Origin of the sequence: Paractinoplanes deccanensis (genome assembly GCF_016862115.1) — a bacterium.
Lineage (GTDB): Bacteria > Actinomycetota > Actinomycetes > Mycobacteriales > Micromonosporaceae > Actinoplanes > Actinoplanes deccanensis.
Genome location: NZ_BOMI01000114.1, coordinates 149,990 through 176,001 on the forward strand (window position 1 = coordinate 149,990; position 26,012 = coordinate 176,001).

The following is a 26,012-nucleotide window of genomic DNA, read 5'->3' on the forward strand; positions in this document are numbered from 1 at the left end:
ACGGCACCTCCCTTGACAGGTGGACAGCGTACACCTTAGCGTCGGGCCCACCGGTGTACGCCGTACACCTTCGGGAAGGGATGCACCATGAGAGCAGCCACCGCCGGAGTCCTCTACCTGCTCACCTTCGCCCTGTCGATCCCGACGCTGACGCTCTACGAGCCGCTGCGCGACCACGCGGATTTCGTCCTCGGCGCGGGCGACGCCGGCACCGTGACGCTCGGCGCGGTCCTGGAGGTCTTCCTCGCGATCGCCTGCGTCGGCACCGCCGTGGCGCTGGTCCCGGTGATGCGGCGCTACCACGAGAGCGCCGGCCTCGGCTACCTCGCCGCCCGGGTCGTGGAGGGCGCCCTCATCCTCGTCGGCGTCATCAGCGTGCTGACAGTCCTCACCCTGCGGCGCGAGGGCGGCGGCACGGCCGAGGCGGGCTCCCTGCTGACCGCGGGCCGCGTCCTCACCGAGGTCTACGACGGGACGTTCCTGCTCGGGCAGAGCCTCATGCCGGTGCTCAACGCGCTCTGCCTCGGCTGGGTGCTCTACCGGACCGGGCTCGTGCCGCGCCTCATCCCGCTGCTCGGCCTCGTGGGGGCCCCGCTGCTGCTCGCGTCGGACATCGCGGTGCTCTGCGACGCGTACGGCCAGAGAAGCTCTGTGGCGGCCCTGGCCGCCCTGCCCATCGCCGCGTGGGAGCTCACGCTCGGCGTCTGGCTGATCGTCAAGGGGTTCCGGGAGCCGTCCGGCGCTCAGGGCAGCTTGTCGAGCCCCAGCACCCGGTCCATGACGCGGAACCGGTAGGCCACGCTCAACGTCACGAACCACAGGCCCAGCATCGGGAAGACCACCTCGAAGGTGGGCTCGGCGGGACCGGCGAGCCCGAAATATGTCCACAGCACCGGCACGAACAGCACCGCGAAGAAGACGGCGACCAGGCCGGCCACCAGATAGAGCGGCCGGCGGTCGCGCACGGTCGGGGTCCACGCCGAGAAGAAGCGGTGCGGCGGGAAGAGGAAGAGGATGAGCACAAAGGACGCGAGGCAGAAGAACGTGGAGAGCCCCGTCTGCGCGCCGATCGTCGCGGCGGCCTCGGCGAAGTCGGTGTCGCTGCCGTACGTCAGACCGGTGTAGCGCTCGAACTCGGTGATGACCTCGGCCGGCGTACGGCCGTCGGAGAAGCCTTTCTCGATGAGGTGGTAGAACACCGCGTAGATCGCCGTGCCGAAACCGGCCGTCACCACCGCGGCGGGCACCACGAAGCGCGCCATGTTGCCGAGCAGATGCTCGTCCGGCGGCAGCGGCTTGGCCCAGAACGTCAGGAAGAACGTGGGCACGCCGACCGTCAGCAGGGTCAGGCCCACCTGCGCCGGCGAATAGGGGAAGCCGAGCCCGAGCATCGTCACCGCGAGGATCACGAGACCCTGGGACGCCACCCGCGCCAGGAAGACGTAGAGCGAGACGCCGATTCCATTGAGGATCCGGCGGCCCTCGCGCTGCGCCGGCAGCAGCGCCGCGAACGAGTCGTCGACCAGCACGATGTCGGCGACGTCGCGGGTCACCGCGCTGCCGCTGCGCATCGCGACGCCGACCTGGGCGCCCTTGAGGGCCCGTGCGTCGTTCACCCCGTCACCGATCATCGCCACGTAGTGGTGGCGGCGGCGCAGCGCGGCGACGATCCGCTCCTTCTGCTCCGGGGCCACGCGACCGAAGACGGTGGTGCGCTCGACGAGGCGGTCCAGCGCCGCGTCGTCCAGACCGTCCAGGGCATGTCCCGGTACGGGCTCGCCCGGCTCCAGACCGGCACGCGCGGCCAGCGCGGCGACGGTGCGCGGATCGTCACCGGAGAGCACGATCAGCCGTACGCCGTCAGCACGGAACCGGGCGACGGTCTCGGCCACCTCCGGGCGCAACTCGTCGGCCAGCGCCACCAGCGCGACCGGCTGCAGCGCCGGCAGCACGGGCCGGCCCTGATCGTCGTGCAGCCGCTGCCCGAGGCCGTCGGCGCGGGCGAGCAGCAACACCCGCAGGCCCCGGCCCGTACGGCTGGTGACCTCGTCCTCCGGCACCGGCCACCGCAGGCTGCCGGCCAGCGCGTCGGGAGCGCCGAGCACCCAGGTGACGGTCTCGGTGGTGACGCCCGACCAGCGCAGCGACGACGCGAACGGCACCTCGTCGAGCACTCGCAACGGCTCCCCCGGCAACGACGCGGCCAGCGCGACGGTCGTGAGGTTGGGCGTCGTGCAGCTGCGGGCGAGGGCGCCGAGCGCCTCCCGGGCCTCGCCGGGGTCGTACCCGCCGAGCGGCACGATCTCGTCGACGGTGAGGTTTCCGGTGGTGAGCGTGCCGGTCTTGTCGGTGCAGACGACGTCCACATTGCTCACCGACTCGACGGCGTTGACCTGCTGCACGAGCGCGCCCTGGCCGGCGATGCGCGAGGCGCCGGCCGTGTAGGCGACGGCGATGAGGAAGAACAGGCCGTACGGGACCAGGCCGGAGAGCACGGCGCCCATCTGCACGACGCGGAGCACGCTGAAGCCCTCGAGCGCGGCCTGCGCGAGGATCGTCAGGCTCATCAGCAACGCCAGCGCCATGACGAGCCGGACGACGAACTCGATGCGCCGCTGCAACGGGGTCTCGTCGGTGGTGGCGCGCCGGGCCTCGGTGGTGAGCCGGCCCGCGTAGCTGTGCGGGCCCACGTCCCGCGCGTGCTGGAAGCCCTCCCCCGCCACGCAGAGACTGCCGGAGCGCAGGTCGTCGCCGGGCGACTTGACCACCGGGTCGGACTCGCCGGTCAGCAGCGACTCGTCGGCCTCGAGGCGCCCGCCGTGCTGGAGCGGGCCGTCCACCACGATCTGGTCGCCGGCGCGCACCCGCAGCAGGTCTCCGCGCACCACCGCGCCGGGCGGCACGGACACCTCCCGGCCGTCGCGCACGACGACGACCATGGCCCGGTCGAGCAGCTGGAGCCGGTCGAGCTTGCGCTTGGCCCGGATCTCCTGCAACGCGCTGATCACGGCGTTGATCAGGCCGAGGCCGACGCTGATGAGCGCGTCGCTGTAGCGGCTCAGCGCCAGCAGCGCGATGCCGATCACGAACAGGATGATGTTGAAGAACGAGAAGACGTTGGTCCGCAGGATGGTGGCGTAGCTGCGGCCGCCGCCCTTGCCGGTGACGTTCGCCTCGCCCCTGCGGCGGCGCGCCTCGGCCTCGGCCTCGGACAGCCCCTCCACCGGCACCGGCCGTACGTCGAGGTCCATGATCAGCCGCCCGATCAGCCCGGATGATTACGGTTTGACCATACACAGGGCGTCACTCTCCCGCCCGCGCTTCGCTACTCGGCCGTTCCCGCCTTCGCTGCGCCGGCCGCTTACTCGGCCGCGCCGGGCCCGGCCAGGCCCATGTCGTAGGCGAAGATGACCGCCTGGATCCGGTCCCGCGCGCCGATCTTGGCGAGCACCCGGCCCACGTGCGTCTTCACCGTCGACTCGGAGAGCACCAGCCGCTCGGCGATCTCCCCGTTCGTCCAGCCGCGCCCGATCGCCACGAGGATCTCGCGCTCCCGCTCCGTCAGCCCGCCCAGCCGCTGATCGTCCTCGGCCGCCCGCCCCTCGCCGGGACGAAGCCGGACGAACTCGTCGAGAAGGCGCCGGGTCAGCGCCGGCGCGATCACCGCGTCGCCGGCCGCCACGGCCCGGATCCCGGCGAGCAGCTCCTCCGGATGCGCGTCCTTGAGCAGGAAGCCGCTCGCCCCGGCCCGCAGGGCGGCGTGCACGTACTCGTCCAGATCAAAGGTGGTCAGCATGAGGATCCGGGTCCGCCCACCGCCCCGCACGATCCGGCGGGTCGCCTCGATGCCGTCGAGCCCCGGCATGCGCACATCCATCAGCACGACGTCCGGCCGCAGCTCCGCCACCAGGCGCACCGCCTCGGCGCCGTTCCCCGCCTCACCGGCCACCTCGGTGCCCGCGTTGCTCTCCAGCAACATCCGGAACGCGAACCGCTGCAACTGCTGGTCGTCGACGATCAGCACCCGGATCACGCGCCGCCCTCCTCTGCCCTCAAGTCGGCTGTCACGCTCCAGCCGCCGCCGGGCATCGGGCCCGCGCTCACCGTCCCGCCGTAGATCGCCGCGCGCTCACGCATCCCGGCCAGGCCATGCCCCTCCCCGGTCCCACCGTCCCGCCGCCGCGGGTCGTCCGGGGGCGGACCGCTGTCCCGGACCTCGATGCGCAGCCGGCCCTGCTCGGCGACCAGCTGCAGCCTCACCGTGGTGCGCGGCCCCGCGTACTTCAGCGTGTTGGTGAGCGACTCCTGCACGATCCGATAAGCGGCCACCTGCACCCCCTGATCCAGCCCCGCGAGGTCGCCCGACGTGCGGTACTCGATGCCGGGACCGGCGGCCCGCATCCGCTCGCAGAGCGCGTCGAGGTCGCCGATGCCCGGCTGCGGACTCAACTCCGGCTCGTCCTCGCTGTCCCGCAACACCCCGACCGTGCGGCGCAGCTCCGCCAGCGACTTGCGCCCCGTGTCCCCGATCAGCTTCAACGCCTCCCGGCTGCGCTCCGGGGCGCTGTCCACCGCGTACGCCCCCGCGTCCGCCAGCGAGACGATCACCGACAGGCTGTGCCCCACGATGTCGTGCATCTCGCGCGCCACCCGGGTCCGCTCCGTGGCCGTGGCCAGCCGGTCCCGCTGCTCCCGCTCCACCTCCAGCCGGTCGGCCCGCTCGCGCAGCGCCACCACGTACGCCTGCCTCAACCGCACCGCGATCGCCAGCGCCCCCGCCGCCGTGTAGACGCTCGCCAGGAAGAACAGGATGTCCGAGACACCCATGCGGTCCGCCAGCCGCCACGTGGCCGGCACGAACGACACCAGCACCACCGGCACCGCCCACACCAGCCGATCGAACCGCCCGTACCGCACCAGGCTGTACAGCGCGATCGCCACCGCCGCGTCCGCCCGCAGCAGCACCCCCGCCGCGCACTGCGCCACGAAGACCAGCATGACCACGTGAAAGGCCACCATCGGCGCCCGCCGCCGCCACCAGAGCGGAACGAGCAAGGCCAGCTGCAGCGCGACCATCTCCCCGGCCGGCAGGTCGGAGAACGCCACCGGCCCGTCCCCGTGCCGTACCCCGCCCAGATCCGGCAGGCAGAAGTTGAGGAAGAGCAGAACCACCAGCCCCGTGTCGAGCACCCAGGGCCGCCGCACATCGAACCGCCGAACCGCCTGCCCGACCCGGATCAGCGCCGTGTCGCCCCGCACATCGCCGCTGCTCACGTGCCCATCCTCCCTCGGCACCACGCTGCCTTCGGGGCCGCCGCGGTTTTCCACAGAAGCCGTGTCCACAGCCCACCCGCACGATCAAGCACCGATCCGGCACACTGAGGTGATCTCAGCGAGCTTCGGATAGATATCGGTATTCGAAGTGGGTGAGGTGGAGTGCTGCGGCGACGACGTCGCCGATTCTTGTCGGGCTGATGGTGCTGTGCCGGAGTGTTTTCCAGCGGCCGGTCAGCATGGCAAAGCCCCGCTCGCCTTGCCAGCGCAGGCCGCTTAAGAGCCGGTTCACCGTGCGGTTGGCGATGGCGAGGGGTTTGCCGTCGGCGGGTTGCCGGTCGGGGTCTTGATGCCGTGACCTGCGCCTTCGTAGCCGGCGTCGGCGAGGGCGGGCAGGTCGAGTTCGGCGGCTGCCCAGTTCAGGGCCGCGTGACGCCCAGTTCCCGGGCGCAGCTCAGGTCGTGAAGATGGCCCGGCAAAGCGTCGGCTGTCCAGATCGGAAGCCCGTCCGGATTGATGATCGCTTGGATGTTGGCGCCGAAGTCGCGGTGCAGCCGACGCGACCTAATGAAGCAGTGCTCATACCAACTCTCAGCGGGCACGACATCCCATCAGCGCTCACGCTGCACGCACCAACCAGCCGGGGCACGATCTCCCATCAGAACTCAACGTCCCGGGCGGACCAGTGCTCACCAGCCAGCGGGCCACCTACCAGAAACACCCCGAAAAGGTAGCTCCCAAGACTCATTAGGGCGGGCCCGGTGCACTCGGCGTTCTGCGATTCACCGATCACGCCGGCCGGGCGACGCCGCATCCGCCCGCACAGGCCCGGACCCCACTGACCGCCGCCCGCCGCACCGGATGCCATCGAGCGCGGCACACCACCGATTGCCCGCTCCCGCGCGGGGCCGGCCCTGCCATCTCACCCACCGGTCTGCACAAGCGTGCGGCCGGGCATCTCACTCATTGCCGCAATAAGCCACCTCTTCACCTGAACAGCGCCACCGACCACCCGAGGCATCGGCGCCGTCGCCACCATGCCCGGACTCGCGTTGGCGCAGGCAGCTGGGCGAATTTCTTCAGCATCAGCCGCACATCGAAAGGCCGCCCTTCTTGTGCGCTGAAGCGAAACCGCTCCACAAGCATGCACCGCTCCTTCGGGCCGTCCTCTCCGTGGACCGAAACTGCGGAGCTCCTGGGCTTACCGTGGCCTGAACGGGGCGAAGCACCTGCTCACCTGGGCCCGCGAACCCGCGGAATTCAGCAATGAGGGATTGCGTAAGCTTGCGCGGCCGGCCGGCGTGGTGCAAGAGTCGGCCATTGCTGATCCGTGCCAATTCGCGTCTTCGCCATGACTTATTGCCCCGCGGACGGGCCTCGTCACGCCAATATCCGATCATGCCATATTGTTGATTTGAACTCGCCGGCGCCACAATGCGAGCGTAATCTGAATGAACGCAAACAAGGCGATACGGCATCGCTGCGATCATCAACATCAGGAGGGAAAAATCGCATCGAGATCTCGGCCACTTCGAGGACGGGCGCAAATGCCGACTTCCCAGACAAGCAAGCCCTCCGAGGCGACCACTCAGGCATCCGACCGCTTGAGCCGATAAGCCGCCCCCACCAACGCCAGAGCCGTCCACCCGAGCAAAACCAGCAACCCCGCCCCCGCGCTCAGCGCCCCATCCCCTTGAGTCAGCGCATAGAGCGACGCCCCCGCATTGCTCGGCAGATACGGCGTCACCGCGTCCGACCACGAATCCGGCAGCAACGCCATCAGCCCAGGCACCAGCAGGAACGTGCCCACCAGCGCCGAGATCCCGCCCGCCGTCGAGCGGAGCAGCACCCCCAGCGCCACCCCGATCACCCCGGCCAGCCCCAGGTACACCCCGGCACCCAGCAACCCTCGCACCACGCCCGCATCCGACAAGCTCACCGCCGAGCTCGTGCCCGACAGGATCGCGCTCGTGGCCAGGAACGCCACCAGCGCGCCCACCGCGCCCACCACGAACGCGATCACCCCGTACGTCGCCGCCTTCGCCCACAGGACCGGGAGCCTGCGGGGCACCGCCGCCAGCGTCGAGCGGATCATGCCGGTCGTGTATTCGGCCGAGGACGTCAGCACGCCCAGCACTCCCAGGGCGATCAGCGCGAACGTCACGCCGAACAGCGCCATGCTGTAGCCCGTCGCCCCTTCCGCGCCGGGCGCGTCGTTGCCCGTGCGGGCCTGCGCCGCGGCGATGACGCCGAAGCCGATCAGGAACAGCAGGGCCAGCCCGAGGGTCACCCAGCTGGAGCGCAGCGAGCGGAACTTCGTCAGCTCGGCGCGGGCCACGCGGCGCCGGGTGACGCCTTCGTACGTCGCGGAGATGCTCATGCCGCCCTCCCGGCGTACTCGACCGCGTCGTGGGTCAGGTTCATGAAGGCCTCTTCCAGGGAGACCTCGTGGCGGGTCAGCTCGAAGATCGGGATGCCGTGCTCGGCCGCCGTGAAGCCGATCTCGCGTGGGGTGCGGCCGGTGACCGTGAGCTGTTCGGAGCCGGGCCGGCCGGTGATCTCGACGCCGGGGCCGGCGAGCAGGCTGCGCAGCCGTACGGGATCGGCCGTCGACACCAGCACGGCGTCGCCGCCCGCCTCGCGGACCAGGTCGCGCACCGTCGTGTCGGCCAGGACCCGGCCGCGGCCCACGACGATCAGGTGCTCGGCCACCAGGGCCATCTCGCTCATCAGGTGGGACGACAGGAAGACCGTGCGGCCCTCCGCGGCCAGCTTGGTGAGCAGGTTGCGGATCCACAGGACGCCGTCCGGGTCGAGGCCGTTGACCGGCTCGTCGAGCATGACGGTCGCCGGGTCGCCGAGCAGCGCGGCCGCGATGCCGAGCCGCTGGCCCATGCCGAGCGAGAACGCGCCGGCCCGCTTGTGCGCCACCTGGTCGAGGCCGGTCTGCCCGATCACCTCCTCGACGCGGTGCCGGGAGATGCCGTGCGTGTGGGCCAGGACCATGAGGTGGTCGTACGCCGTACGCCCGGGATGAACGGCCTTGGCCTCGAGTAAAGCGCCGATCTCGCGCAGCGGCGCCGGATGGTCGGCGTAGCGGCGCCCGTTGACCGTGACCGTGCCGGAGGTGGGCCGGTCCAGGCCGACGATCATGCGCATGGTGGTGGACTTGCCGGCGCCGTTCGGGCCGAGGAATCCGGTCACCGCGCCCGGACGGACCGTGAAGGTCAGCCCGTCCACGGCGATCTTCTGGCCGTACGCCTTCGTGAGCTCTCGTGCTTCGATCATGTGTCCAGCGTCGCCGGACCGGGAGCGGGCGACGTCGTACCGCGGTTCGATCTTGCCTCGGCCCGGTGGTACCGCGGTACCACATCGCGGGATCCCGTGATCGACTTCGGTACCGTGGGGGCGATGACCGGGACCTGGAAGACCACGATCACGGCCCTGGTGGCAATGGCGGTCCTCACGGCGGCGGGATGCTCGACCGCCCCGCGGACACCCGCCGAGCCCGCGCCCACCTCGGCGGCCGGCGGCACGGCGGGCGGCGCCGCGGAGCAGTGGGTGGGCACCTGGGCGGTGGCCGTGCAGCGCGGCGGCCGCGAGTTCGGCAAGCAGACGGTACGCCAGATCGCGCACACCAGCATCGGCGGCTCCGGCGTCCGCGTCCGGCTGTCGAACGTCTTCGGCACCGGCCCGCTGACCCTCGCGAACATCCACGTGGCGCTCAGCACGGGCGGCGCTGCCATCGACCCCGCCACCTCCACCGCCGTCACCTTCGGCGGCTCGCCCACCGTGACCATCCCGGCGGGCCAGGCGGCCCAGAGCGACGCGATCGGCTTCACCCTGCCGGCGGGCGGCGACGTGGCGGTCAGCGCGTACCTGCCGAACGGCAGCGGGGCGACCACGCAGCACGCCTACGCCGGCCGGCACAACTACGTCGGCTGGAACGACCAGACCACGAACGCCACCATCCAGGACGCGCAGACCGTGGACAGCTACTTCTTCCTCGCCGGCGTCGACGTCCGCAACCCCGAGGCCGAGGGCGCCGTGGTCACGCTCGGCGCCTCGATCACCGACGGCCGCGAGTCCACGCTCGGCGCGAACCGCCGCTGGCCCGACCTGCTCGCGGCCCGGTTCACCGCGGCCGGGCGCACGGTCGGCGTGCTCAACACCGGCATCAACGGCGACAAGCTGCTCCTGGACGGCGGCGACCAGAGCGCGCAGACGCGCTTCGACCGCGACGCGCTCGACCAGCCCGGCGTGAAGTGGATCATCTTCTCGGACGCGGCCATCAACGACCTCGGCGACGAGCGCCCCACCGGCGACCAGCTGATCACCGCGCTGAAGAGCCTGATCCGGCGGAGCCACGACGCCGGCGTCAAGATCTTCTGCTCGACGCTGACGCCGTTCGAGGGCACCGGCTACTGGAGCGCCGAGGGCGAGACCGGCCGTACGGCGGTGAACGCCTTCCTCCGCTCCGCGGGCAGTGGCTGCGACGCCGTGGTCGACCTCGACACCGCCACGCACGACCCGAACGACAAGACCCGCTACCTCCCCGCGTACGACAGCGGCGACCACCTGCACCCCAACGACGCCGGCATGCGGGCGATCGCGAACGCCGTGGACCTGAGCCTGTTTCGCTGACCGGCCCGCCGCACGTGACACCTGGGGTGTCGCGTGGGTGACTGTGGCCGCCGTCCCGGCAGGCGCAGTGTCGGCTGTCAGGAAAAACTAGCGGGAGGTGCTCGCCGTGGAACCACAGATCCGCTGGGCGGTGCTGCCCGCCGACCGGTCCGCAGCCCGCAGCCGCACGCGGGCGCGCCAGGTGCGCGTCGGCGACCAGCTGCTCGTCTGGTCGCAGGAGGGCGACCCGGCTCCCGAGGCCGCGCGCCGGGGCACGGCCGAGTCCGAGCTCTCGCTGGTCACCCAGGTGGGCCGCGCCTTCCAGGACGCGCACCCCGGCGTGCCGGTCGTGCTCGACCACGGCCGGCACCTGATCGTCGACGCCGGCGTGGCGCTGCGCGAGCGGGCCGACACCTGCTGGCGGGTGGAGCCGCTGCCCGCGGACGGGGTCGCCGTCGACCGCCCCGAGCGCCGCGCCGGAGCCGCCGACCCCGAGGTCGAGAAACTGCTGCTGAGCGCCACGCGCCCCACGTACGAGAGCGATCTGACCTGGATCTCCCAGCTGGACACCCGCCACTCGCTGAGCGCGGGGTTCCGCCAGGCGGCGGACCGCGCCGAGGCGGCCCTCAACGCCCTGGGGTTCGCGACGTCGCGGTTCGCCGTGGTCGTCGGCGGCGGCCAGAGCGAGAACGTGATCGCCGACCGTCCCGGCACCGGCGAGGGCCCGCGCGGCGTCGTGCTCGTGACGGCCCACCTCGACTCGGTCAACCTGGCCGGCGGCCCGGAGGCGCTCGCCCCCGGCGCCGACGACAACGGCAGCGGCGCCGCCGGGGTGCTGCTGCTCGGCCAGGTCCTCGCCACCCGCGCCTGGCGCAACGACGTGCGGCTCATCCTCTTCGGCGGCGAGGAGCAGGGCCTGTTCGGCAGCCGGCAGTACGTCGCGGCGCTGCCACCCGCCGAGCGCTCGCGCATCCGCGCCGTGCTCAACATGGACATGATCGGCGTACGGAACAGCGCCGAACCCGCCGTGCTGCTGGAGGGCGCGCCGGTCTCCCGCGGCCTGATCGACGACCTGTCTGCGGCCGCCGCCACCTACACCCGGCTGCGCGTGGAGACGTCGCTCAACCCGTTCGCCAGCGACCACGTGCCGTTCATCGCCGCCGGCGTCCCCGCGGTGCTGACCATCGAGGGCAACGACAGCGCCAACGGCACCATCCACAGCGAGAACGACCGGCTCGCCAATATCGACTTCGACCTGGCCCTGGAGATCCTGCGGATGAACGCGGCCGCCCTGGCCGGTTGGCTCGTGCCCGGGTAGCGTTACCATTGCCGCGTTTTCATGCGGCTGCGGCTCCGGTGAGGTCGAGACAAACATGCGGTGGTTCCGGCGCGGGTCCGGCAAACAGAAGGACCCCGGCCAGCAGCACGCGATCGTCGAAGACCTCCGTCAGCGGTACGGCGCCCACGTGCCCGGCACGTTCCAGGGCCAGGCGGGCGAGGCCGCCGCCCAGCTGTCCGGCGACGACGGCCTGCTCGCCGCGGCCGCCATCCTGCGCGAGTTCGCCGACGCCGCCCACGCCGACGTGGCCGCCCAGGCCGCCGCGCTGGGTTTCGCCGCCGACCGCCGCAACTATCGTCCCCTGTGGCGCGACACGGCCGGCCGCCTCCGCTGGAACCTGTGGACCCTGCCCGGCGGCCTCCACCCGTACATCCACGTGAACGCCGCCGCGGCCGCCCTCGGCACCGACGCCAAGCGCGCCGTGCGCGCCCTGGACCCGCTGCCCACCCTGGCCCACCTCTTCGAGATCCTCGACCTCACCCTCGACGGCTGGGAGTTCGCCCGCGTCCGCCCCGACACCGACGCCGCCACCCTCGCCCACCGCCTGATCGCCACGGCCCGCGACCTGCGCGCCGCGATGAGCGACGAGCCCCCACTCCCCCAGCCGGTCCGCGAGTGGATGCGCCGCAACAACACCATCAACGTGTACGACCCGTCGTCCCCCGCGGTCGTCGGCGGCTTCAACCCGGGCAAGGAGATGCGCGAGGCGCTGCTCGCCTGACCCGCGCCGCTCACGCCCGAGCGGCGCGCGCCCCGACCCGGTCGTTGATCGCCTGGTGGATCTCGTCGCCCAGCCGCTCGAAGAACGCCGCCCGAGCCTCCCCGCGGAGCGCGTCGCGGTGTCCGGCGAGCTCCCGAATCTCGACGTCGAGCGCCTGAAGCTCCTCGTCGACCCGGTCGCGCAGCTTCGCCCACTGTTCGCAGTCGTCTCGCAGCTCGGGCACGTCGGGCAGCCACTCGGCGAGCACCGCGCGCTCCCGCTCGGCCGACTCGGGGTCGTTGAAGAACCGGATCTTCTGCGTGAGATGCTCGACGAGGGGCAGGCTACGACGAAGCGCGGTGTGCTTGGACTCGGCCGCCCGCAACGCGGCGTGAGCCTCGCGGTAGGGCAGGCCCACCGCCTCCGCGGTCGCGTACGTGCCGCTCAACGATGACGATGGCGATCGCGCCGGCGAAGCCGCCCACGCCGGCGAGGACCAGGTTGAGATAGTCCACCCAATCGTTCTGGGGATCGACCTGAAGAACAGCAAGCAGCACGCGCACAGGGTAGGAGTGCCCCGCACGACCCCGCACCGGCGGCCACGCTGTGTGGATTCGTGTTCACTGTGTGCTGACTCTCCGACTTAGACTGGCGGGGTCGCTCGACGGCGGCGCTCAGCGGCGGAGGTGGTCGGCGTGGGTGGTGGCAGGTCGCGGTGGATCTGGGCCGGGCGGGGCACGTTCGCGCTCGTCGTCGCCGCCCTGATCGTCTATCTCGCGGTGTCCGGGCTCGACAGGGCCGACAAGCTCGCCAGTGCGATCGGGGTCGTGGTCGCCGTCGTGGCGCTCGGCGCCCCCTACCTGAGGCGCCCGGCTCCCCCGGCCGACGCGGAACGCCCCGCGGACCCCCGGCACGGACCTCCGCCGGGCCCGGCACGGCCGCTCGAGACCGGCGCCCGTCAGCCGCTGGTCGTGGCCCGATCGGTCCGGGGCCTGCAGATCGGCAACGGCAACGTCATGGTCATGAACCGGTTGCCGCGTCTGCTCGCCTTGATGATCAACCTGCCGAGAAGGTCGCGGCCGCCCAGGGCCGCGAGGCCCGAGGACTGACCGTGAGCGATCCGAAGCACGCGACGCGCCTCAGGCTGATGTGGCTGTGGCATCGCGGTGACGGCCTCGTCCTGCTCCTCCACCGGGCGGCCGTGCACGGCGACCAGGTCGTCTCCCACTTCTGGCGCTCCGACCTGCTGCCCGACAGGGCCGGCTTCGGCGATCAGATCCCGCAACTCGACAGCGAATGCCACCGGGACCTCCTGGCCGGCGACGCGCCCGAGCAGGCACGGGTGGTGCTGCGCCCGCGTGGCCTGGTCCTGCCGCTGTGGCGCATCGGCCCGCAGGAGGTGCTCGGGGCGCTGCCGCCGGTCAGCGAGTTCGTGCACGGCGTGACCGAGGCGACCGACACCGCCGACCTGTACTCCTCGGGGCTCCACCCGGCGGGTCCTCCCCTCGGCACCCCCTTCGACGAGACGATCTCGCTCACCACCCGCGACCTGGGTCCCGCGGACGCCACCGTCGGCGTGACCCAAGCCGCGATCATCGAGCTGGTACGGGTGCGAGCGGCGCAGGTCGGCGACGGCGGCGTGCAGGTGGTGACCTTCATCGCGAAGGCACGCACCATGACGATCCGATTCGACAGCGTGCTCGAGTCGTCCGCCGTGCGGCGCGCCGTGCAAGCGCTGAGGAACGACCCGGCCAACACCGCACATCGGGCGGACCTCGTCGACAGGCTGGCATCCTCCGGCAGTCCCGGGGGCGGCGACCAGCTGGTCGTCGACCGGAGAACGACCCTGCTCGGCTTCCTCCGCGAGCTGCTCCTCGGCGACGTGACCGGCGTGCAGATCGGCGACTTCAACCGCCAGGAGGTGTCGTTCTACTACCGGGTCACGGAGCCGCCCCGGGCCGAGGCGCTGCTCAGCTCCCAGCCCGGCCTGGCCGAGGAGCTGGCGGAGACGTTGTGCCCGAGCCCTGGCCGGGAGGGGCAGGGCACCGCCGCCCTCGACAGCCGCCTCCGCGACATCGTCGAACGGCTCGACTTCCACCCGGCGGGCGCCCTGCAGCTCGGCGCCTGGTACCCGATGCCCGAGCCGGGCGAGGAGCTGGTCGTCGCCGACGTCGACGGCGCCGCCATCGGCGACGTGATCCAGCTGCACGAGAGGGTCACCCAGATCCCCCACGTCGAGACGGACATCGAGCCGCCCAAGCCACCCGAGCAGCCCAAGCCACCCGAGCCACCCGAGCCGCCCAAGCCACCCGAGCCGCTCCCGGACGATCCGTGGCCTGACCACCCCGGGGGGATCTCCCTCTGACCGCGTTCGCGGTTCGGTGCCCGCGCCGGGCGGCGGAGAGTTACCGTGGCTCGGTAGTCGTCCCGCGTGCCCCGGGCGGGTCGTGCTCGTGCACACCTCGGGAGCGCCATGCAGCCAGTGGGACCACTCAGTTGCGATGACCGCGTGCTGCGCAACCTCCAGGGAGTGCTGGCCGCCGCACCGCACGCCTATGTCGCGATCGACGAAGAGGGCCTGGTGGTCGCGTGGAACCCGGCCGCGCACGCCATGTTCGGCTACTCCTTCGAGCAGGCCTGCGGCCGGCCGATGGCCGAACTGATCATCCCGCCGTCGCTGCGCGATGCGCACCTGGCCGGGCTCGCCCGGTGCGTGGCGGACGGCGGCTGCCGGATCGTGGGACGGCGCATGCAGGTCAACGCGATGCACCGCGACGGTCACGAGTTCCCCGTCGAGCTGACCGTCACGGTGACCGAGGACGCGGACGCGCGGCTGTTCCACGCGCTCGTGCAGGACGTGACGATCGGGCAGCGGGTCAGCCGGTTCGCCGCTGTCGAGGCCGCCGTCTCCCGCGGCCTGGCCGAGGCCGAGTCGAGCGACGTCGCGGCCGCCCGCGTCGCGGAGGCGCTCGGCGTGCGGATGGGCTGGCCCGTCGCGGAGTTGTGGCTGGCCGACGAGGAACGGCAGGTGGTCAGCTGCACGGCCCGGCACGTGCGCGGCGACCTGCGCCTGAACGCGTTCGGCCTCAAGGAGCTGGAACCCGGCATCGGGCTGCCCGGCCGGGTGTACGCGCAGGGCGCCCCCGACTGGATCCCGGACCTCGCCGCCGACGTCACCTCGTTCCGCAGCCGCGCCGCCGCCCGCATCGGCCTGCACGTCGCCGTCGGGGTGCCCGTGTCCAGCGGCGGGCACACCCTGGGCGCGCTGTGCGTCTACGGCGACCGGATCGAGGACCCCGAGGACACGCTGATCGCGTTGCTGTCCGGCATCGCCGCCCAGGTCGGCCAGTACCTGGAGCGCCGCCGCGCCGAGGAGCTCACCGTCGAGCTGGCCAAGACCAAGGACGAGTTCCTCGCCCTGGTCACCCACGAGCTGCGCAACCCGCTGTCCGTGATCACCGCCGCCACCGCCCTGCTGGACGAGGACCTCGAGAGCCTGACGACCGAGCAGCAGCACGAGCAGCTGAGAACCATCGGCCGCAACGCGCAGCGGCTCAGCGTGATCGCCTCCGATCTGCTCGACCTGGCCCGGCTGGAGGCCGGGCACGTGGCCATCGACCCGGTCGAGACCGACCTGAGCGCCATCCTCGGCGAAGCCCTCGCCGCCCATCGCGAGGCCGCCGCCGGCAAGAACCTCACGATCGTGGTGAACGTGCCGGAGCGGCTGGCCCTGCACGCCGATCCCCACCGCTTACGGCAGGTCGCCGACAACCTGCTCTCCAACGCCGTCAAGTACACCCCGACGGGCGGGACCATCACGGTCACCGCCGCGGCCGACGACAACACCGACGAGATCATCTGGGCGGTGACCGACACCGGCATCGGCATCCCCGCCGCCGAACGCCCCCACCTGTTCCGCCGCTTCTACCGCGCCTCCACCGCCCGGGAGCGCCGCATCCCCGGGACCGGCCTGGGCCTGGTCATCACCCGCACCATCGTCGAACGCCACCACGGCAGCATCACCCTGACCGGCACCACCGGGCCGGGCTCGACCTTCACCGTCCGGCTCCCCCGCAGCAAACCCGACACCACAGCGGCACCCGGCGCCCCGGGATGACCACCCCGCTGCTGAGGCGTACGACCGAGGTCTTCGACGTGGAGACCGGCCACTGGCACCTGCTCAAGGCGCAACTACCGGCGGGCCGTTCCAGCCTGGCCGCCGCGAATGTGCATGACCACACCGTCTTGGCGATCGGCGGCGCAACGGGAGCCGCCGCGATGCCGCAGGCCACGGCGGAGGTCCACGCGCTGAGCCTTCGGCGCTGGCACGGCGCTCATTGACCTTTCCCAGCCGGCCTTGCGGTTCCGAACCGATGTGGCGAGCCCGGACATCGGGCAGGCCAAAGCGCCATGGGCCGCCGGGTGGGCCTGGTGACATCTCGCCGAGGGCCGTCAGGAGGGGACGGGAGCCGGCTCCTCGGCGTAGCGGCGGCTCAGCCGGCGGTAGGGCGGCTGCGCAACGCGACAGTCGTGGCGAAGATGCCGATCATTCCGGTGAGGACGAAGACCAGCGCCAGGCCGCGGTCGGCTCCGGTGCCGAACCAGTCGCCTATCAGGCGGGCGCCGGCGCCGTCGGTCATGTACGGGATGAAGACGAACTGGGCTATCGGGGAGATGAGGAACGCGGTCAGCGGTGAGGCGGCCTGCTCGACGCTCTGGGCGAAGCCGAAGACGCGGCCCTGGCGTTCGTACGGGACGACCTTTTGCAGGATGGTCTGCTCGGCCGCCTCGGCGTAGGGGACGACCAGCATGTAGATGTAGAGGCCCACCGCGAGCCAGACGGTCGACGAGCGGAGCGGGAAGAGCAGGGTCACGGTCCAGAGGACCATGTTGACCATGAGGAGGAGCCAGACGGGGTTCTTGCCGAGGCCGGTGCGGGCGATGAGCAGGCCGCCGACGATGAAGCCGGTGCTCAGGACACCCCACAGCAGGCCCCACGCCTGCACGGAGACCAGGGACAGGCCGTAGGCGTCGAGCAGGGCCATGAAGATGCCGCCGAGCAGGTTGTTGAAGGCGGAGAAGGCGATCAGCGCGGGCAGGCCGGGCACCTCGCGGATGACCCGGACGGTGCCGCGCAGGTCGACGGCGCGTCCGGTGCCGGCGGCGGCGGGCTCGGTGGCGTTGCCGGGCAGGCGCAGCGGGGCCAGCGCGAGCAGGGCGGCGGCCAGGACGGCCAGGGCCAGGACGAGGACCCAGAGCATGCCGCCGAGAGCGACGAGCAGGCCGCTGATCACCGAGGTGACCAGGAAGCTGACGCCGGAGGCGGTGCCGACGAGGCCGTTCGCGCGGTCGCGGCGGGGCTCCTCGATGAGGACCGTCACCAGGGTGGGCAGGGCGATCGTCCGGACGTTGCCCGCGATCACGCCGAACATCAGGAGCACCACCAGCAGCCACAGCCGGGCGCTGGTGGGGTCGCGGAACTCGGCGGCTGGGGTCATGCGGTAGAGCAGGAGCGCGGCCGCGTACAGGATGAGGGACGTGGCCGCCGACAGTTGCATGACGGTCTTCTTGCGGTAGTGGTCGACGAGGCTGCCGAACCAGATGCCGGTGAGCGCCGTCATCACCAGAAAGATGCCGGAGATGACGCCGGTGGCGAAGACCGACCGGGTCTCGAGGTAAACCCAGAAGGTGACCGCGAACCACACGGTGAAGTTGGTGACCGAGACCAGCAGCGTATTGATCAGGAGCTGGAGGAACACGCCCATCGGCACACCGTACGACTTGAACCTCGCTTGAGGTCTATGAGTTGGTCCAGTAGAGGGCGCGGGCGAACTGGGCGTACAGGCCCTTGGGGTGGGCCCGGAAGAGCGGCTCGGTGCCGAAGAGGACCGCGCGGCTGCCGCGCGCCGTGGTGCCCGAGACGACGGCCGCCTGCCCGGCCGCCTGGGACGGGCCGCCGGCGCCGGGCGCGGAGGGCAGCCAATGGCCGGCGACGAGCGGGTCGTCGGCGTACCGCTGCTCGACCGTGAATCCCGCGCCGGTGAACCAGAGCGGGGAGTAGACGAACGAGTGGGGCAGCGACCCGGCCCCGACGACGGTGCCGGTGTTGCGGACGGCGACGACCCCGTTGGCGTCGCCGCGGCCCGCGACCGCGGTGGCGGGGAGCAGGCCGGCCGCCGCGTTGAAACCGGCGCCGGTGACGCCCCGGGTGACCACGCCGCCGCGGCTGAGCAGATCGTCGACCTGGGCCCTGGCGGCCGCGTTCAGCTGGGTGTAGCTCAAACCCGACGAGACCACGAGGCCGGTCACGCCGGTCAGGTCGGCGCCGGCGTTGAGGGTGGCGGTCGAGACGGTACGCACGTCGAAGCCCATCTCGCGCAGCGCGAACAGCTCGTCGGCGGAGACGGCCGCCGCCAGCACCGGGCGGGAGATCGGGGCGCCCGCGCCGCCGTGAGGGGCGGCGGTGAACCGTACGCCGAACTGGCCGGCCACCGACACGGCCAACGCTCGCGAGGCGGCCGGGACCACGACGGTGTCAGCGCCGTCGAGACGCAGCTTGACGCCCTCGTCGAGCAGGGCGTTGACGGCGCGGACGTCGGCGGGGTCGCGCAGCGTGAGAGCCAGGTCGCGGGCCCACGGCACGGAGCCGGTGGACGCCGCCTTGATCACCGGGACGGTGGCGACGCGCGGCGCGGCGGACCGGCTGATGTCGACCGAGGCGCCCCACAGCAGGCGGTGGCTCCAGCCCGAGATGTCGTACATCTGGGGAACCAGCTCGGAGATGTCGCGCCCGGCCTCCAGCAGCACGTTGGCGAGGCCGCGCTTGGGCTGGTGCATGTCGACGACGTACGAGCCGGCCGGATAGCGGCGGCCGTTGAGCGTGAAGCTGTGCCGGGCCTTCGTGACGCGCACGTCGTGGGCGACCAGGTGGTCGACGAGGCGGGCGGCGGCGGGCGCGGACCGTTGCGAGTCGCCGGCCGGCACCACGTACGCCCGGGGGAACTCGGTCGAGTAGCGGTCCTCCGGCCCGAAGCCGGGCACGAAACCGTCGGGGATCTCGCGCTGCGGCTCGCCGGCCCAGCCGCGGCGGAACTGCTCGATCTGGTCGGCCAGCAGGGCGGAGCGGTTCGTGTCGGCGTACGTCAGCGCGGCCTCGATCGTCGCGGCGGCCACGTCGGTGTTGATGCCCGACCGGCGGCGCAGCTCCTCGACCGGCAGCGTCGTGTACTCGGCGCGGTTGACCCGCAGCGGGATCTCGACGGTGTGGCCGATCGCGCCGTGGTACATCGCGTACATCGGCGTGAAGATCGGCGGCCAGTCGTCCCAGTCGCCGGGCGCGTAGTCGCGGAACGGGATGTCGGCGCGGGCGGTCTCCGGGTATCCGAGGCGCTGGATGGCGGCCTCCATGCCGAGCGCGTTCGGCAGGGCGTGCTTGATGTAGAGGTCGTACTCGTAGTTCTGCCCGTGCGGCGGGGTGGCCGGCTCGATCAGCGTGGTGCCGGTGTAGCCGTGCTCGTCGAGCATCACGAACGGCTGGGTGGCGATCACGACGTCCCGCACGGCGCGCGACTCCGGCTGCGAGCTGGTCGCGTGGTCGCGGTTGACGTCGAAGCCGGCGCCGTTGGCCCGGGTGCCGGCGACGCGACCGTCCGGGTTGTTGGTGACGGTCACGTAGACCCGGCTCCGGGCGAGGAACGCCCTGGTGGCGGGGTCGGTGGCGGTGGCGAGCCGCTCGATGACGCGCAGCGCGCCGTCGGTGCCCTCCCACTCGTCGCCGTGGATGTTCGCGTTGATCCAGACGGGTGTCTTGTAGCCGCGGGCCAGCGACCGGTCCCGCTTCGCGGCGGCCGGATCGTTCTCGATCAGCTCGCGCCAGCGGTCCTGGCGGGCGGCCTCGGCGGCGGTCTCGGGCGCGGTGACGGTGACGAGGTAGAGGTCGCGCCCGAGCGCCGAGTGGCCCACCACCTCTGCGGAGACGCGGTCGGACGCTTGCTGCAGGGCGTTCAGCTTCGGGGCGATGCCGTGGTACGGGATGAGCCCCAGCTTGATCGCGCGGTCGTCCGGATTGTCGGGGTAGACCCGCAGCTCGTGCCGGCGTGGATAGCCCTGGCGCCCCGGCTTCCATGCGGTGCCCGCCTCCGCCGCGAGGATCCGCGCGGCCGCGCTGTCCGGCGCGGCGACCTCGTTGCGCTCGGGCCCGTTGCCGAACTCGCGCGTCGAGGGCCGGTCGCCGTCGCGGTCGCCGGCCCGTGCGGGAACGGCCGAGACGGTGATGAGCAGAGCCGCACCGATACCCGCGGCGAGCCTTGAGAGGTCCACAATGCACTTTGACCCATCGCGGGCGGTCGATGGTCATACCGCTTGGGTCATTCCCCTCGCGCGATGGACGTCGTCGCTCACCGGCACGCCGAGCTCGCTCCAGAGCGCGACCGCGCGATCGAAGTGATGCCGTGCGCGAGCCGTGTCGCCCAGCGCCGCGTGGGCGTGGCCGAGGCCGGCGTCCGCGCGGGCCTGCTGCTCACGCGCGCCGATCTCCGCGGCGACGGCGGCCGCGGCCGCATGCCGGTCCAGCGCCTCGGCGGCGCGCCCGGCGGCCAGCTCGGCCTCGCCGAGGCCGTTCAGCGCCCACGCCTCGCCGTCCCGGTCGCCCGTGTCACGGCAGATGCGGACCGCCTCCCGGTGATGGGTGGCGGCCTCGCCGGGCCGGCCGAGACGGGTGTGCAGCAGGCCGAGGCTGTCGAGCGCCTCGGCCTCGCAGGCCAGGTCGCCGAGCCGGCGGTGCAGGGCGAGGGCCTGGCGCAGGTGGTCGCCCGCCGCGACGTGGTCGCCGAGTTTCGCCTCGACGTCGCCGAGCCCGTTGAGCGCGTCGGCCTCGCCGGACGGGTCACCGGCCAGCCGGTAGAGCTCCAGGGCCCGGCGGTAGTGGCGCAGCGCCGCCCGGCAGTCACCGGTCCGCTCGGCGATCATGCCGAGGCCGTGCAGCTCGCGCGCCTGGCCGTCCCGGTCGCCCGACCGCCGGTACATCGCGAGCGAACGCCGGTAGCGCGCGGCGGCCTGCGGGTAGCGGCCCAGCCGTTGCTCGAGGTTGCCGAGGCTGTGCGAGGCGCGGGCCTCGCCGGCCGGGTCATCCGCCCGCCGGAAGAGGCCGAGCGCCCGGCGGAACAGCTCGGCGGCCTGGTCGGTCCGGCCCAGCCGCACCTTGCCGAGGCCCATGCCCCACACGGCGTACGCCCGATCGGCCGCGTCGCGGCCGGCCTGGTACGCATGGGCGTGCACGGTGACCACGTCGGCGCCGTTGCCGCCCGAGAGGTACGGCAGCAGCACGCGGGACAGCGCGACGGTGTGCCGCGGCCACCCCTCGGCGGCGGTGTGGGCGACGACCGCGATCAGCGTCGGCCGCTCGGTGTTCAGCCAGGCCAGGGCGTCGTCCGGGCGGGAGACGTCCGGGGCCGGGGTGACCGCCGCGGGTAACGTGGGCTGCCCGGAGCCCTCGGCGAGCCGCAGCGTGGCAAGGGCCGCGGCGGCGGTGGTCAGGTAGTGGTCGAAGAGCCGGGTGAGCGCGGCCCGGCGCTCCGCGGGGCGCTCCTCGTCGTCGGCGCGGACGGCGGCGTAGGCGCGGACCAGGTCGTGGAACGTGTACCGGCCCGGGGCCGTCTGCTCGAGCAGGTGGTCGGCGCAGAGCCGCGCCGGCCGCGCCAGGTCCAGGCCGTCGCCGGTCAGCGCCGCCAGGGCGTACGCGTCGAAGTCCTGCCCCGGGTGCAGCGCGGCCAGCCGCAGCATCCGGCGCTCGGAATCCGGGAGGTGCCGGTAGGACAGGTCGAGGGCCAGCTCGACGCCACCGTCCAGCCGCCGGTCGCGGTGCCGCTGGTCGAGGCGGTCGGCGTGATCGGTCAGGGTCCATCCTGGCTTCTGCCGGACGTGCGCGGCGATCAGGCCCAGCGCGAGGGGAAGGTGACCGCAGCGCCGCGCGATTCGCGCACCCGCTCCGGCGTCGGGACCCACCGGCGCCGTGGGCACGGACTTCGCGAGGAACGCCTCGGCCTCGGCCGTGCTGAAGACGCCCACCGTCAGGCGGGTCGCGCCGAGCCCGCGGAGCCGCCGCCGGCTGGTGATCAGGGTCCGGCATCCGGGCGCGCCCGGCAGCAGCGGGCGCACCTGAGCGGCTCCGGCCGCGTTGTCCAGCACCACGAGCGCTCGCACCCCGGCCAGCTCGCGGCGGTAGAGCGCGGCCCGCCCGTCGAGGTCGTGCGGGATCCGCTGGCCCGGCACCCCGAGCAGCCGCAGGAAGCCGTCGAGGACCGCACCGGGATCGGCGGGCGGCTGGGCCGGGTCGTCGTGGAAGCCGCGCAGGTTGACGAAGAGGACCCGCTCGAACGGCTGATCGCGCGCCATCAGGTGGCCGGCGTGCACCGCGAGCTGGGTCTTGCCGACCCCGGCCATGCCCTCGATCGTGCAGACCGGCCCGCGCAGGCTCGCCAGCTCGGCGGTGCGGCCGGTGAACTCCGCCAGGTCACGGGGCAGCGTGTCGCGCACCCGCACCTGCGACGCCGCCTCGGTCTCGCCGGTCACGACGCGCAGCGCCTGGCGCCACTGGGCTACGTAGCCCCGGTCGGGGTGCAGCGCCTCGACGACCGCGACGACCAGGTCGGCGTTCACCCGCCGCCGTCCCGCCCGGAAGCAGTCGGCCACCGTGGTGCGACCGGCCGCCTCGCCGGCCGGGAGGCGGGCGTTGACGCGTTCCTTGATCGTCTCGTACGACGGGTCGCCGGCCCACGCCTTGAGCAGCCGCAGGCGCGCCACGAGCTGGTCGAGACTGCCCGCCTCGGCCGGGTCGGGCAGCTCCGCGAAGGCCGCCATCCATCGAGGCTAGTCAGGGCCGGCCGGTCCGGTCAGCCCCCGGGACTGTCGCATTCGTTGTACCGTGTGGCGGTACCGCGTGGTAGCGGGTCGTCCGGTGGAACGCGCTTGCAGCGCCCGCGGGGAGGTCCGCCCATGTCGATGTTGATCCGCCCGTTCCTTCGCGGTGACCGTGAGCAGGTCACCGACCTGGTGAACGCCCACGTGGCCGCCGTCGTGCCCGGGGTGTCCGTTTCCGCGCAGGGCCTGATGAGCCAGCTGGAGCGGCAGCCCGGCGAGTTCGTCGTCGACCGCTGGGTGCGCGATCGGGTCACGCTCGTCGCCGAGCAGCGCGGCCGTGTCGTGGCCGCCGCCCACCTGCTGCGCTACGCCGACGACGAGGAGACCGCGCCCGAATACCGCAATGCCGGGGAGATCCACTGGCTGACGTGCTGGCCGGACGCGCCGTACTGGCCGGACGCCTCGGAGGCCGGTGACGCCCTCGCGGTGGCGTGCCACGCCCAGTTCCAGCGCTGGGGCGTCGCGCGGCGCTACGCCGACGGCATGCTGCCCGCGCCGGCCGTGTACGGCGTACCGGAGCAGTGGCCTCATGTCCGGGCGCTCTACGAGCGGGCCGGGTTCCGGCACGACGGGCGCACCGAGGTGGTCTATCTGGCGGCGGTCGACGAGCTCCGCCGGCCCGAGACGCCCTCGGACGGGCTGGCGGTGCGGCGCACCCTCGGCGTCAACGGCACCCGGATCGCCGCGGTCTGCGGCGACGGCGAGGTGGGCTACATCGAGATCGACACCAACCTGGACGCCGGCCCGCGCATGTCGCGCGTGGGCGCCTGGGCGGACGTCGGCAACCTCTGGGTCGAGCCGGGCCACCGCCGGTGCGGGATCGGCGGATGGCTGGTCGGCCAGGCCGCCGCCTGGCTAGGGCTGGGTGAGACCACCCGGCTGCTCGACTACTGCGACGCGGACGACGAGGCGTACGCGGCCTTTCTGACCAAGGTGGGCTTCACCGCCCTGACCCGCACCGCGCGCGGCTTCGCCGCCTAACGCTCGACGACGCCGACCTCGGAGGACCCATCGAGTCGTACGAGGTACGCGCTCGGCGGGCCGTGCCGCTCCCACCTGGCGCCGACCACGGTGCCGGGGTGGCCGTCGACGCTGATGCGCGTGCCGGGCGGGTCGCCCGCGTACGGCTCGACCAGCAGCGCGTCCAGGATGTGCCCGGCGCCGTCGAGCGAGCCGCGCAGGCTGGTGCTGCGCAGCTCCCGGCCGAGGACGGTCGCCGCGTCGCGGACCCGCCGGTCGGGGTGCGACTCGCCGGCGGTGAGCGCGGCCTCGACCCGCACCCAGAGCCGCCACCGGTCGTCGTCGAGCAGGCGCCGCGCCGCCCGGTCGGCCTGGGCGCAGGCGATGTCGACGCCCGCGTCCTCGCCCAGCTCGGCGGCCCACGCCAGCTCGCCGGCGGGCGGCAGCAGCTCGGGCGACTCGTGCTCGACCACCGCGTACAGCATCGCGAGGGCGGTCTCGCGGCCCTCGCCGTGATAGAGCGGGCCGAAGCCGGCGGTGACGCGCAGCGGCGGGAAGCGCGTGGTCAGGTGGGCGGCACGGCCCAGCGGGAGATCGGCGGCCTGCCGGGCGTCCCGCACCCGGGCGGTGAACGTCCGGTGTTCGCGCGCAGCGAACATCCACGCGCGGTGCTCGCCGGCGCCGACCGGGAAGACCGGCCGCCGCTGTCCGGCGGAGGACCGGCCCCGCTCGGTGAGCAGGCGCGCGGCGACCGAATAGGGCACGCCCAGCTCGGCGGCCAGGGCTCGGATGGCACGTTTGCGGGCCCGGTCGGGCACGGGCCGGCGGCTGCGGGTCGCGTTCATCGTGGACCTCCTTGCGGGCATCGTAGGCCGGATCCGTTGTACGGTTGGGGCGCAGCGCGCCTGCACGAGCGTCGCGAGGCCCCCCACGCGGGCCCCGCTGCCGACGCCAAGAGGCTCCGACTCAGCGCGATCACCCCCATCCGCTTCCGCACGCCCGCGTGCGTTCCTTGGGCGGAGGGCGTGGGGCTTCGCCGCGAGGACGTGAGTGTCGTGTTCGAACGGTTCACCGACCGTGCCCGGCGGGTGGTCGTCCTGGCCCAGGAGGAGGCCCGGATGCTCGACCACAACTACATCGGGACCGAGCACCTGCTGCTCGGCCTGGCCCACGAGGGCGAGGGCGTCGCCGCGCGGGCCCTGGAGGGCCTCGGCGTCGCCCTGGAGCAGGTGCGGCAGCGGGTCGAGGAGGCCATCGGCCGGGGGCAGCTGACCCCGGGCGGGCACATCCCGTTCACGCCCCGGGCCAAGAAGGTTCTCGAGCTGTCGCTGCGCGAGGCGCTGAAGCTCGGGCACAACTACATCGGCACCGAGCACATCCTGCTCGGCCTGATCCGGGAGAGCGAGGGCGTGGCCGCCCAGGTGCTGGGCAAGCTCGGCGCCGGCCCCGACCGGGTCCGCCGGCAGGTCGTCCAGCTGCTCGGCGCCCCGGAGACGGCACCGGCCGAGGAGCCGGTCCCGCGGCCGATGTCCGCCGTCCTCGACCAGTACGGGACGAACCTGACGCAGCGCGCCCGCGAGGGCCGGCTCGACCCGGTGGTCGGGCGCGAGCGGGAGATCGAGTGGGTCATGCGGGTGCTGTCCCGCCGGATGAAGAACAACCCGGTGCTGACCGGTGAGCCGGGCGTCGGCAAGACCGCTGCGGTGGAGGGCCTGGCGCAGTCGATCGTCACCGGCGACGTGCCCGAGACCCTGAAGGACAAGCAGCTCTACACCCTCGACCTGGGATCGCTGGTCGCCGGGTCGCGCTATCGCGGCGACTTCGAGGAGCGCCTCAAGAAGGTCCTCAAGGAGGTCGGTACGCGAGGCGACATCATCCTGTTCATCGACGAGATCCACACCCTCGTGGGTGCCGGTGCCGCCGAGGGCGCGATCGACGCGGCGAGCATCCTCAAGCCCATGCTCGCTCGCGGTGAGCTCCAGCTGATCGGGGCGACGACCTCGGACGAGTACCGCAAGTTCGTCCAGAAGGACAAGGCCCTCGAACGCCGGCTGCAGCCCATCCCGGTCGCCGAGCCCACGCTCGCGCACACCATCGAGATCCTGCGCGGACTGCGCGACGCGTACGAGGCCCACCACCGCGTCAGCATCACCGACGCCGCCCTGGTGGCCGCGGCGACGCTGGCCGACCGGTACATCG

The 26,012-nt window shown here is 72.7% G+C and carries 21 protein-coding genes; 10 read left to right on the forward strand and 11 right to left on the reverse strand.

Features of this window, described 5'->3' with window-relative positions; genetic code table 11:
* Window positions 1–87 precede the first annotated feature (87 nt).
* Entirely contained in the window at window positions 88–795 is a 708-nt protein-coding gene (locus Ade02nite_RS28790) for a DUF4386 domain-containing protein (RefSeq protein ID WP_203770660.1), read from the forward strand.
* Here the strand turns inward: Ade02nite_RS28790 and Ade02nite_RS28795 are convergent.
* The 6 genes from Ade02nite_RS28795 to Ade02nite_RS28820 form a co-directional block, all read right to left on the reverse strand.
* Window positions 744–3,251 carry an HAD-IC family P-type ATPase gene (locus Ade02nite_RS28795; RefSeq protein ID WP_239169131.1) on the reverse strand — a complete coding sequence of 836 codons (2,508 nt, stop codon included), beginning with the start codon at window positions 3,249–3,251 and terminating at the stop codon, window positions 744–746. The two genes, Ade02nite_RS28790 and Ade02nite_RS28795, sit on opposite strands and share 52 nt — an antisense overlap.
* Window positions 3,252–3,361: 110 nt before the next feature.
* Window positions 3,362–4,033 (reverse strand): response regulator, encoded by a 672-nt coding sequence (locus tag Ade02nite_RS28800; protein WP_203770662.1) that lies wholly within the window; start codon window positions 4,031–4,033, stop codon window positions 3,362–3,364.
* Window positions 4,030–5,274, reverse strand: a complete 1,245-nt coding sequence (locus tag Ade02nite_RS28805) for a sensor histidine kinase (protein WP_239169132.1) — start codon at window positions 5,272–5,274, stop codon at window positions 4,030–4,032. Before Ade02nite_RS28805 ends, Ade02nite_RS28800 begins: the two co-directional genes overlap by 4 nt.
* A gap of 115 nt (window positions 5,275–5,389) precedes the next feature.
* The gene (locus tag Ade02nite_RS28810) at window positions 5,390–5,566 is read right to left on the reverse strand and encodes a transposase family protein (protein ID WP_239169133.1); all 177 of its coding nucleotides are present in this window, start codon (window positions 5,564–5,566) and stop codon (window positions 5,390–5,392) included.
* Between the two features lie 1,296 nt (window positions 5,567–6,862).
* A complete protein-coding gene (locus Ade02nite_RS28815; RefSeq protein WP_203770666.1) occupies window positions 6,863–7,654 on the reverse strand; it encodes an ABC transporter permease in 792 nt (263 codons plus the stop codon).
* Window positions 7,651–8,562, reverse strand: a complete 912-nt coding sequence (locus Ade02nite_RS28820; protein WP_203770674.1) for an ABC transporter ATP-binding protein — start codon at window positions 8,560–8,562, stop codon at window positions 7,651–7,653. The genes Ade02nite_RS28815 and Ade02nite_RS28820 overlap by 4 nt, the downstream gene beginning before the upstream one ends.
* A 123-nt stretch (window positions 8,563–8,685) precedes the next feature.
* Between Ade02nite_RS28820 and Ade02nite_RS28825 the strand changes: the two genes are divergently transcribed.
* From Ade02nite_RS28825 to Ade02nite_RS28835, 3 genes are all read left to right on the forward strand, one after another.
* On the forward strand, window positions 8,686–9,918 hold the full coding sequence (locus Ade02nite_RS28825; protein WP_203770676.1) for an SGNH/GDSL hydrolase family protein: 1,233 nt from the start codon (window positions 8,686–8,688) through the stop codon (window positions 9,916–9,918).
* Between the two features lie 106 nt (window positions 9,919–10,024).
* On the forward strand, window positions 10,025–11,215 hold the full coding sequence (locus Ade02nite_RS28830) for a M28 family metallopeptidase (protein WP_203770678.1): 1,191 nt from the start codon (window positions 10,025–10,027) through the stop codon (window positions 11,213–11,215).
* Between the two features lie 55 nt (window positions 11,216–11,270).
* On the forward strand, window positions 11,271–11,957 hold the full coding sequence (locus tag Ade02nite_RS28835; protein ID WP_203770680.1) for a hypothetical protein: 687 nt from the start codon (window positions 11,271–11,273) through the stop codon (window positions 11,955–11,957).
* Window positions 11,958–11,967: 10 nt separating this feature from the next.
* Here the strand turns inward: Ade02nite_RS28835 and Ade02nite_RS28840 are convergent, their stop codons facing one another.
* Entirely contained in the window at window positions 11,968–12,384 is a 417-nt protein-coding gene (locus tag Ade02nite_RS28840; protein WP_203770682.1) for a hypothetical protein, read from the reverse strand.
* A 247-nt stretch (window positions 12,385–12,631) separates the two neighbouring features.
* Here Ade02nite_RS28840 and Ade02nite_RS28845 point away from each other — a divergent pair, with 247 nt between their 5' ends.
* The 4 genes from Ade02nite_RS28845 to Ade02nite_RS28860 all read left to right on the forward strand — a co-directional run bounded on the left by Ade02nite_RS28845 (window position 12,632) and on the right by Ade02nite_RS28860 (window position 16,277).
* The gene (locus Ade02nite_RS28845; RefSeq protein WP_203770684.1) at window positions 12,632–13,045 is read left to right on the forward strand and encodes a hypothetical protein; all 414 of its coding nucleotides are present in this window, start codon (window positions 12,632–12,634) and stop codon (window positions 13,043–13,045) included.
* A 2-nt stretch (window positions 13,046–13,047) separates the two neighbouring features.
* Entirely contained in the window at window positions 13,048–14,301 is a 1,254-nt protein-coding gene (locus Ade02nite_RS28850; RefSeq protein WP_203770686.1) for a hypothetical protein, read from the forward strand.
* A 144-nt stretch (window positions 14,302–14,445) separates the two neighbouring features.
* Entirely contained in the window at window positions 14,446–16,053 is a 1,608-nt protein-coding gene (locus tag Ade02nite_RS28855) for an ATP-binding protein (protein ID WP_203770688.1), read from the forward strand.
* Window positions 16,050–16,277: a hypothetical protein gene (locus tag Ade02nite_RS28860; RefSeq protein WP_203770690.1), complete on the forward strand. Its 228-nt coding sequence runs from the start codon at window positions 16,050–16,052 to the stop codon at window positions 16,275–16,277. The genes Ade02nite_RS28855 and Ade02nite_RS28860 overlap by 4 nt, the downstream gene beginning before the upstream one ends.
* A 152-nt stretch (window positions 16,278–16,429) precedes the next feature.
* Here Ade02nite_RS28860 and Ade02nite_RS28865 read toward each other — a convergent pair whose 3' ends face one another.
* Genes Ade02nite_RS28865 through Ade02nite_RS28875 form a run of 3 tightly spaced genes read right to left on the reverse strand, consistent with a single transcriptional unit; the run spans window position 16,430 to window position 22,793 of the window.
* Window positions 16,430–17,701, reverse strand: coding sequence for an MFS transporter (locus Ade02nite_RS28865; protein WP_203770692.1), 1,272 nt, complete (start codon window positions 17,699–17,701; stop codon window positions 16,430–16,432).
* A 34-nt stretch (window positions 17,702–17,735) separates the two neighbouring features.
* A complete protein-coding gene (locus Ade02nite_RS28870; RefSeq protein WP_203770694.1) occupies window positions 17,736–20,255 on the reverse strand; it encodes a M14 family zinc carboxypeptidase in 2,520 nt (839 codons plus the stop codon).
* A 33-nt stretch (window positions 20,256–20,288) separates the two neighbouring features.
* Window positions 20,289–22,793: an ATP-binding protein gene (locus Ade02nite_RS28875; RefSeq protein ID WP_203770696.1), complete on the reverse strand. Its 2,505-nt coding sequence runs from the start codon at window positions 22,791–22,793 to the stop codon at window positions 20,289–20,291.
* Window positions 22,794–22,928: 135 nt separating this feature from the next.
* Between Ade02nite_RS28875 and Ade02nite_RS28880 the strand changes: the two genes are divergently transcribed.
* Window positions 22,929–23,834, forward strand: coding sequence for a GNAT family N-acetyltransferase (locus Ade02nite_RS28880; RefSeq protein ID WP_203770698.1), 906 nt, complete (start codon window positions 22,929–22,931; stop codon window positions 23,832–23,834).
* Here Ade02nite_RS28880 and Ade02nite_RS28885 read toward each other — a convergent pair.
* On the reverse strand, window positions 23,831–24,658 hold the full coding sequence (locus tag Ade02nite_RS28885) for a hypothetical protein (protein WP_203770700.1): 828 nt from the start codon (window positions 24,656–24,658) through the stop codon (window positions 23,831–23,833). The genes Ade02nite_RS28880 and Ade02nite_RS28885 overlap by 4 nt on opposite strands.
* A gap of 210 nt (window positions 24,659–24,868) precedes the next feature.
* Here Ade02nite_RS28885 and Ade02nite_RS28890 point away from each other — a divergent pair.
* Window positions 24,869–26,012: Clp protease N-terminal domain-containing protein (locus tag Ade02nite_RS28890; protein WP_203770709.1), on the forward strand; the 1,144-nt coding region annotated here is incomplete at its 3' end.

Excerpts from the sequence above, each read along its gene's own strand:
- Ade02nite_RS28885 (WP_203770700.1), bottom strand. The coding sequence starts at position 24,658 with ATGAACGCGACCCGCAGCCGCCGGCCCGTGCCCGACCGGGCCCGCAAA.
- Ade02nite_RS28790 (WP_203770660.1), top strand. The coding sequence starts at position 88 with ATGAGAGCAGCCACCGCCGGAGTCCTCTACCTGCTCACCTTCGCCCTG.
- Ade02nite_RS28825 (WP_203770676.1), top strand. The coding sequence starts at position 8,686 with ATGACCGGGACCTGGAAGACCACGATCACGGCCCTGGTGGCAATGGCG.
- Ade02nite_RS28860 (WP_203770690.1), top strand. The coding sequence starts at position 16,050 with ATGACCACCCCGCTGCTGAGGCGTACGACCGAGGTCTTCGACGTGGAG.
- Ade02nite_RS28875 (WP_203770696.1), bottom strand. The coding sequence starts at position 22,793 with ATGGCGGCCTTCGCGGAGCTGCCCGACCCGGCCGAGGCGGGCAGTCTC.
- Ade02nite_RS28820 (WP_203770674.1), bottom strand. The coding sequence starts at position 8,562 with ATGATCGAAGCACGAGAGCTCACGAAGGCGTACGGCCAGAAGATCGCC.
- Ade02nite_RS28835 (WP_203770680.1), top strand. The coding sequence starts at position 11,271 with ATGCGGTGGTTCCGGCGCGGGTCCGGCAAACAGAAGGACCCCGGCCAG.
- Ade02nite_RS28880 (WP_203770698.1), top strand. The coding sequence starts at position 22,929 with ATGTCGATGTTGATCCGCCCGTTCCTTCGCGGTGACCGTGAGCAGGTC.
- Ade02nite_RS28815 (WP_203770666.1), bottom strand. The coding sequence starts at position 7,654 with ATGAGCATCTCCGCGACGTACGAAGGCGTCACCCGGCGCCGCGTGGCC.
- Ade02nite_RS28865 (WP_203770692.1), bottom strand. The coding sequence starts at position 17,701 with ATGGGCGTGTTCCTCCAGCTCCTGATCAATACGCTGCTGGTCTCGGTC.
- Ade02nite_RS28795 (WP_239169131.1), bottom strand. The coding sequence starts at position 3,251 with ATGGACCTCGACGTACGGCCGGTGCCGGTGGAGGGGCTGTCCGAGGCC.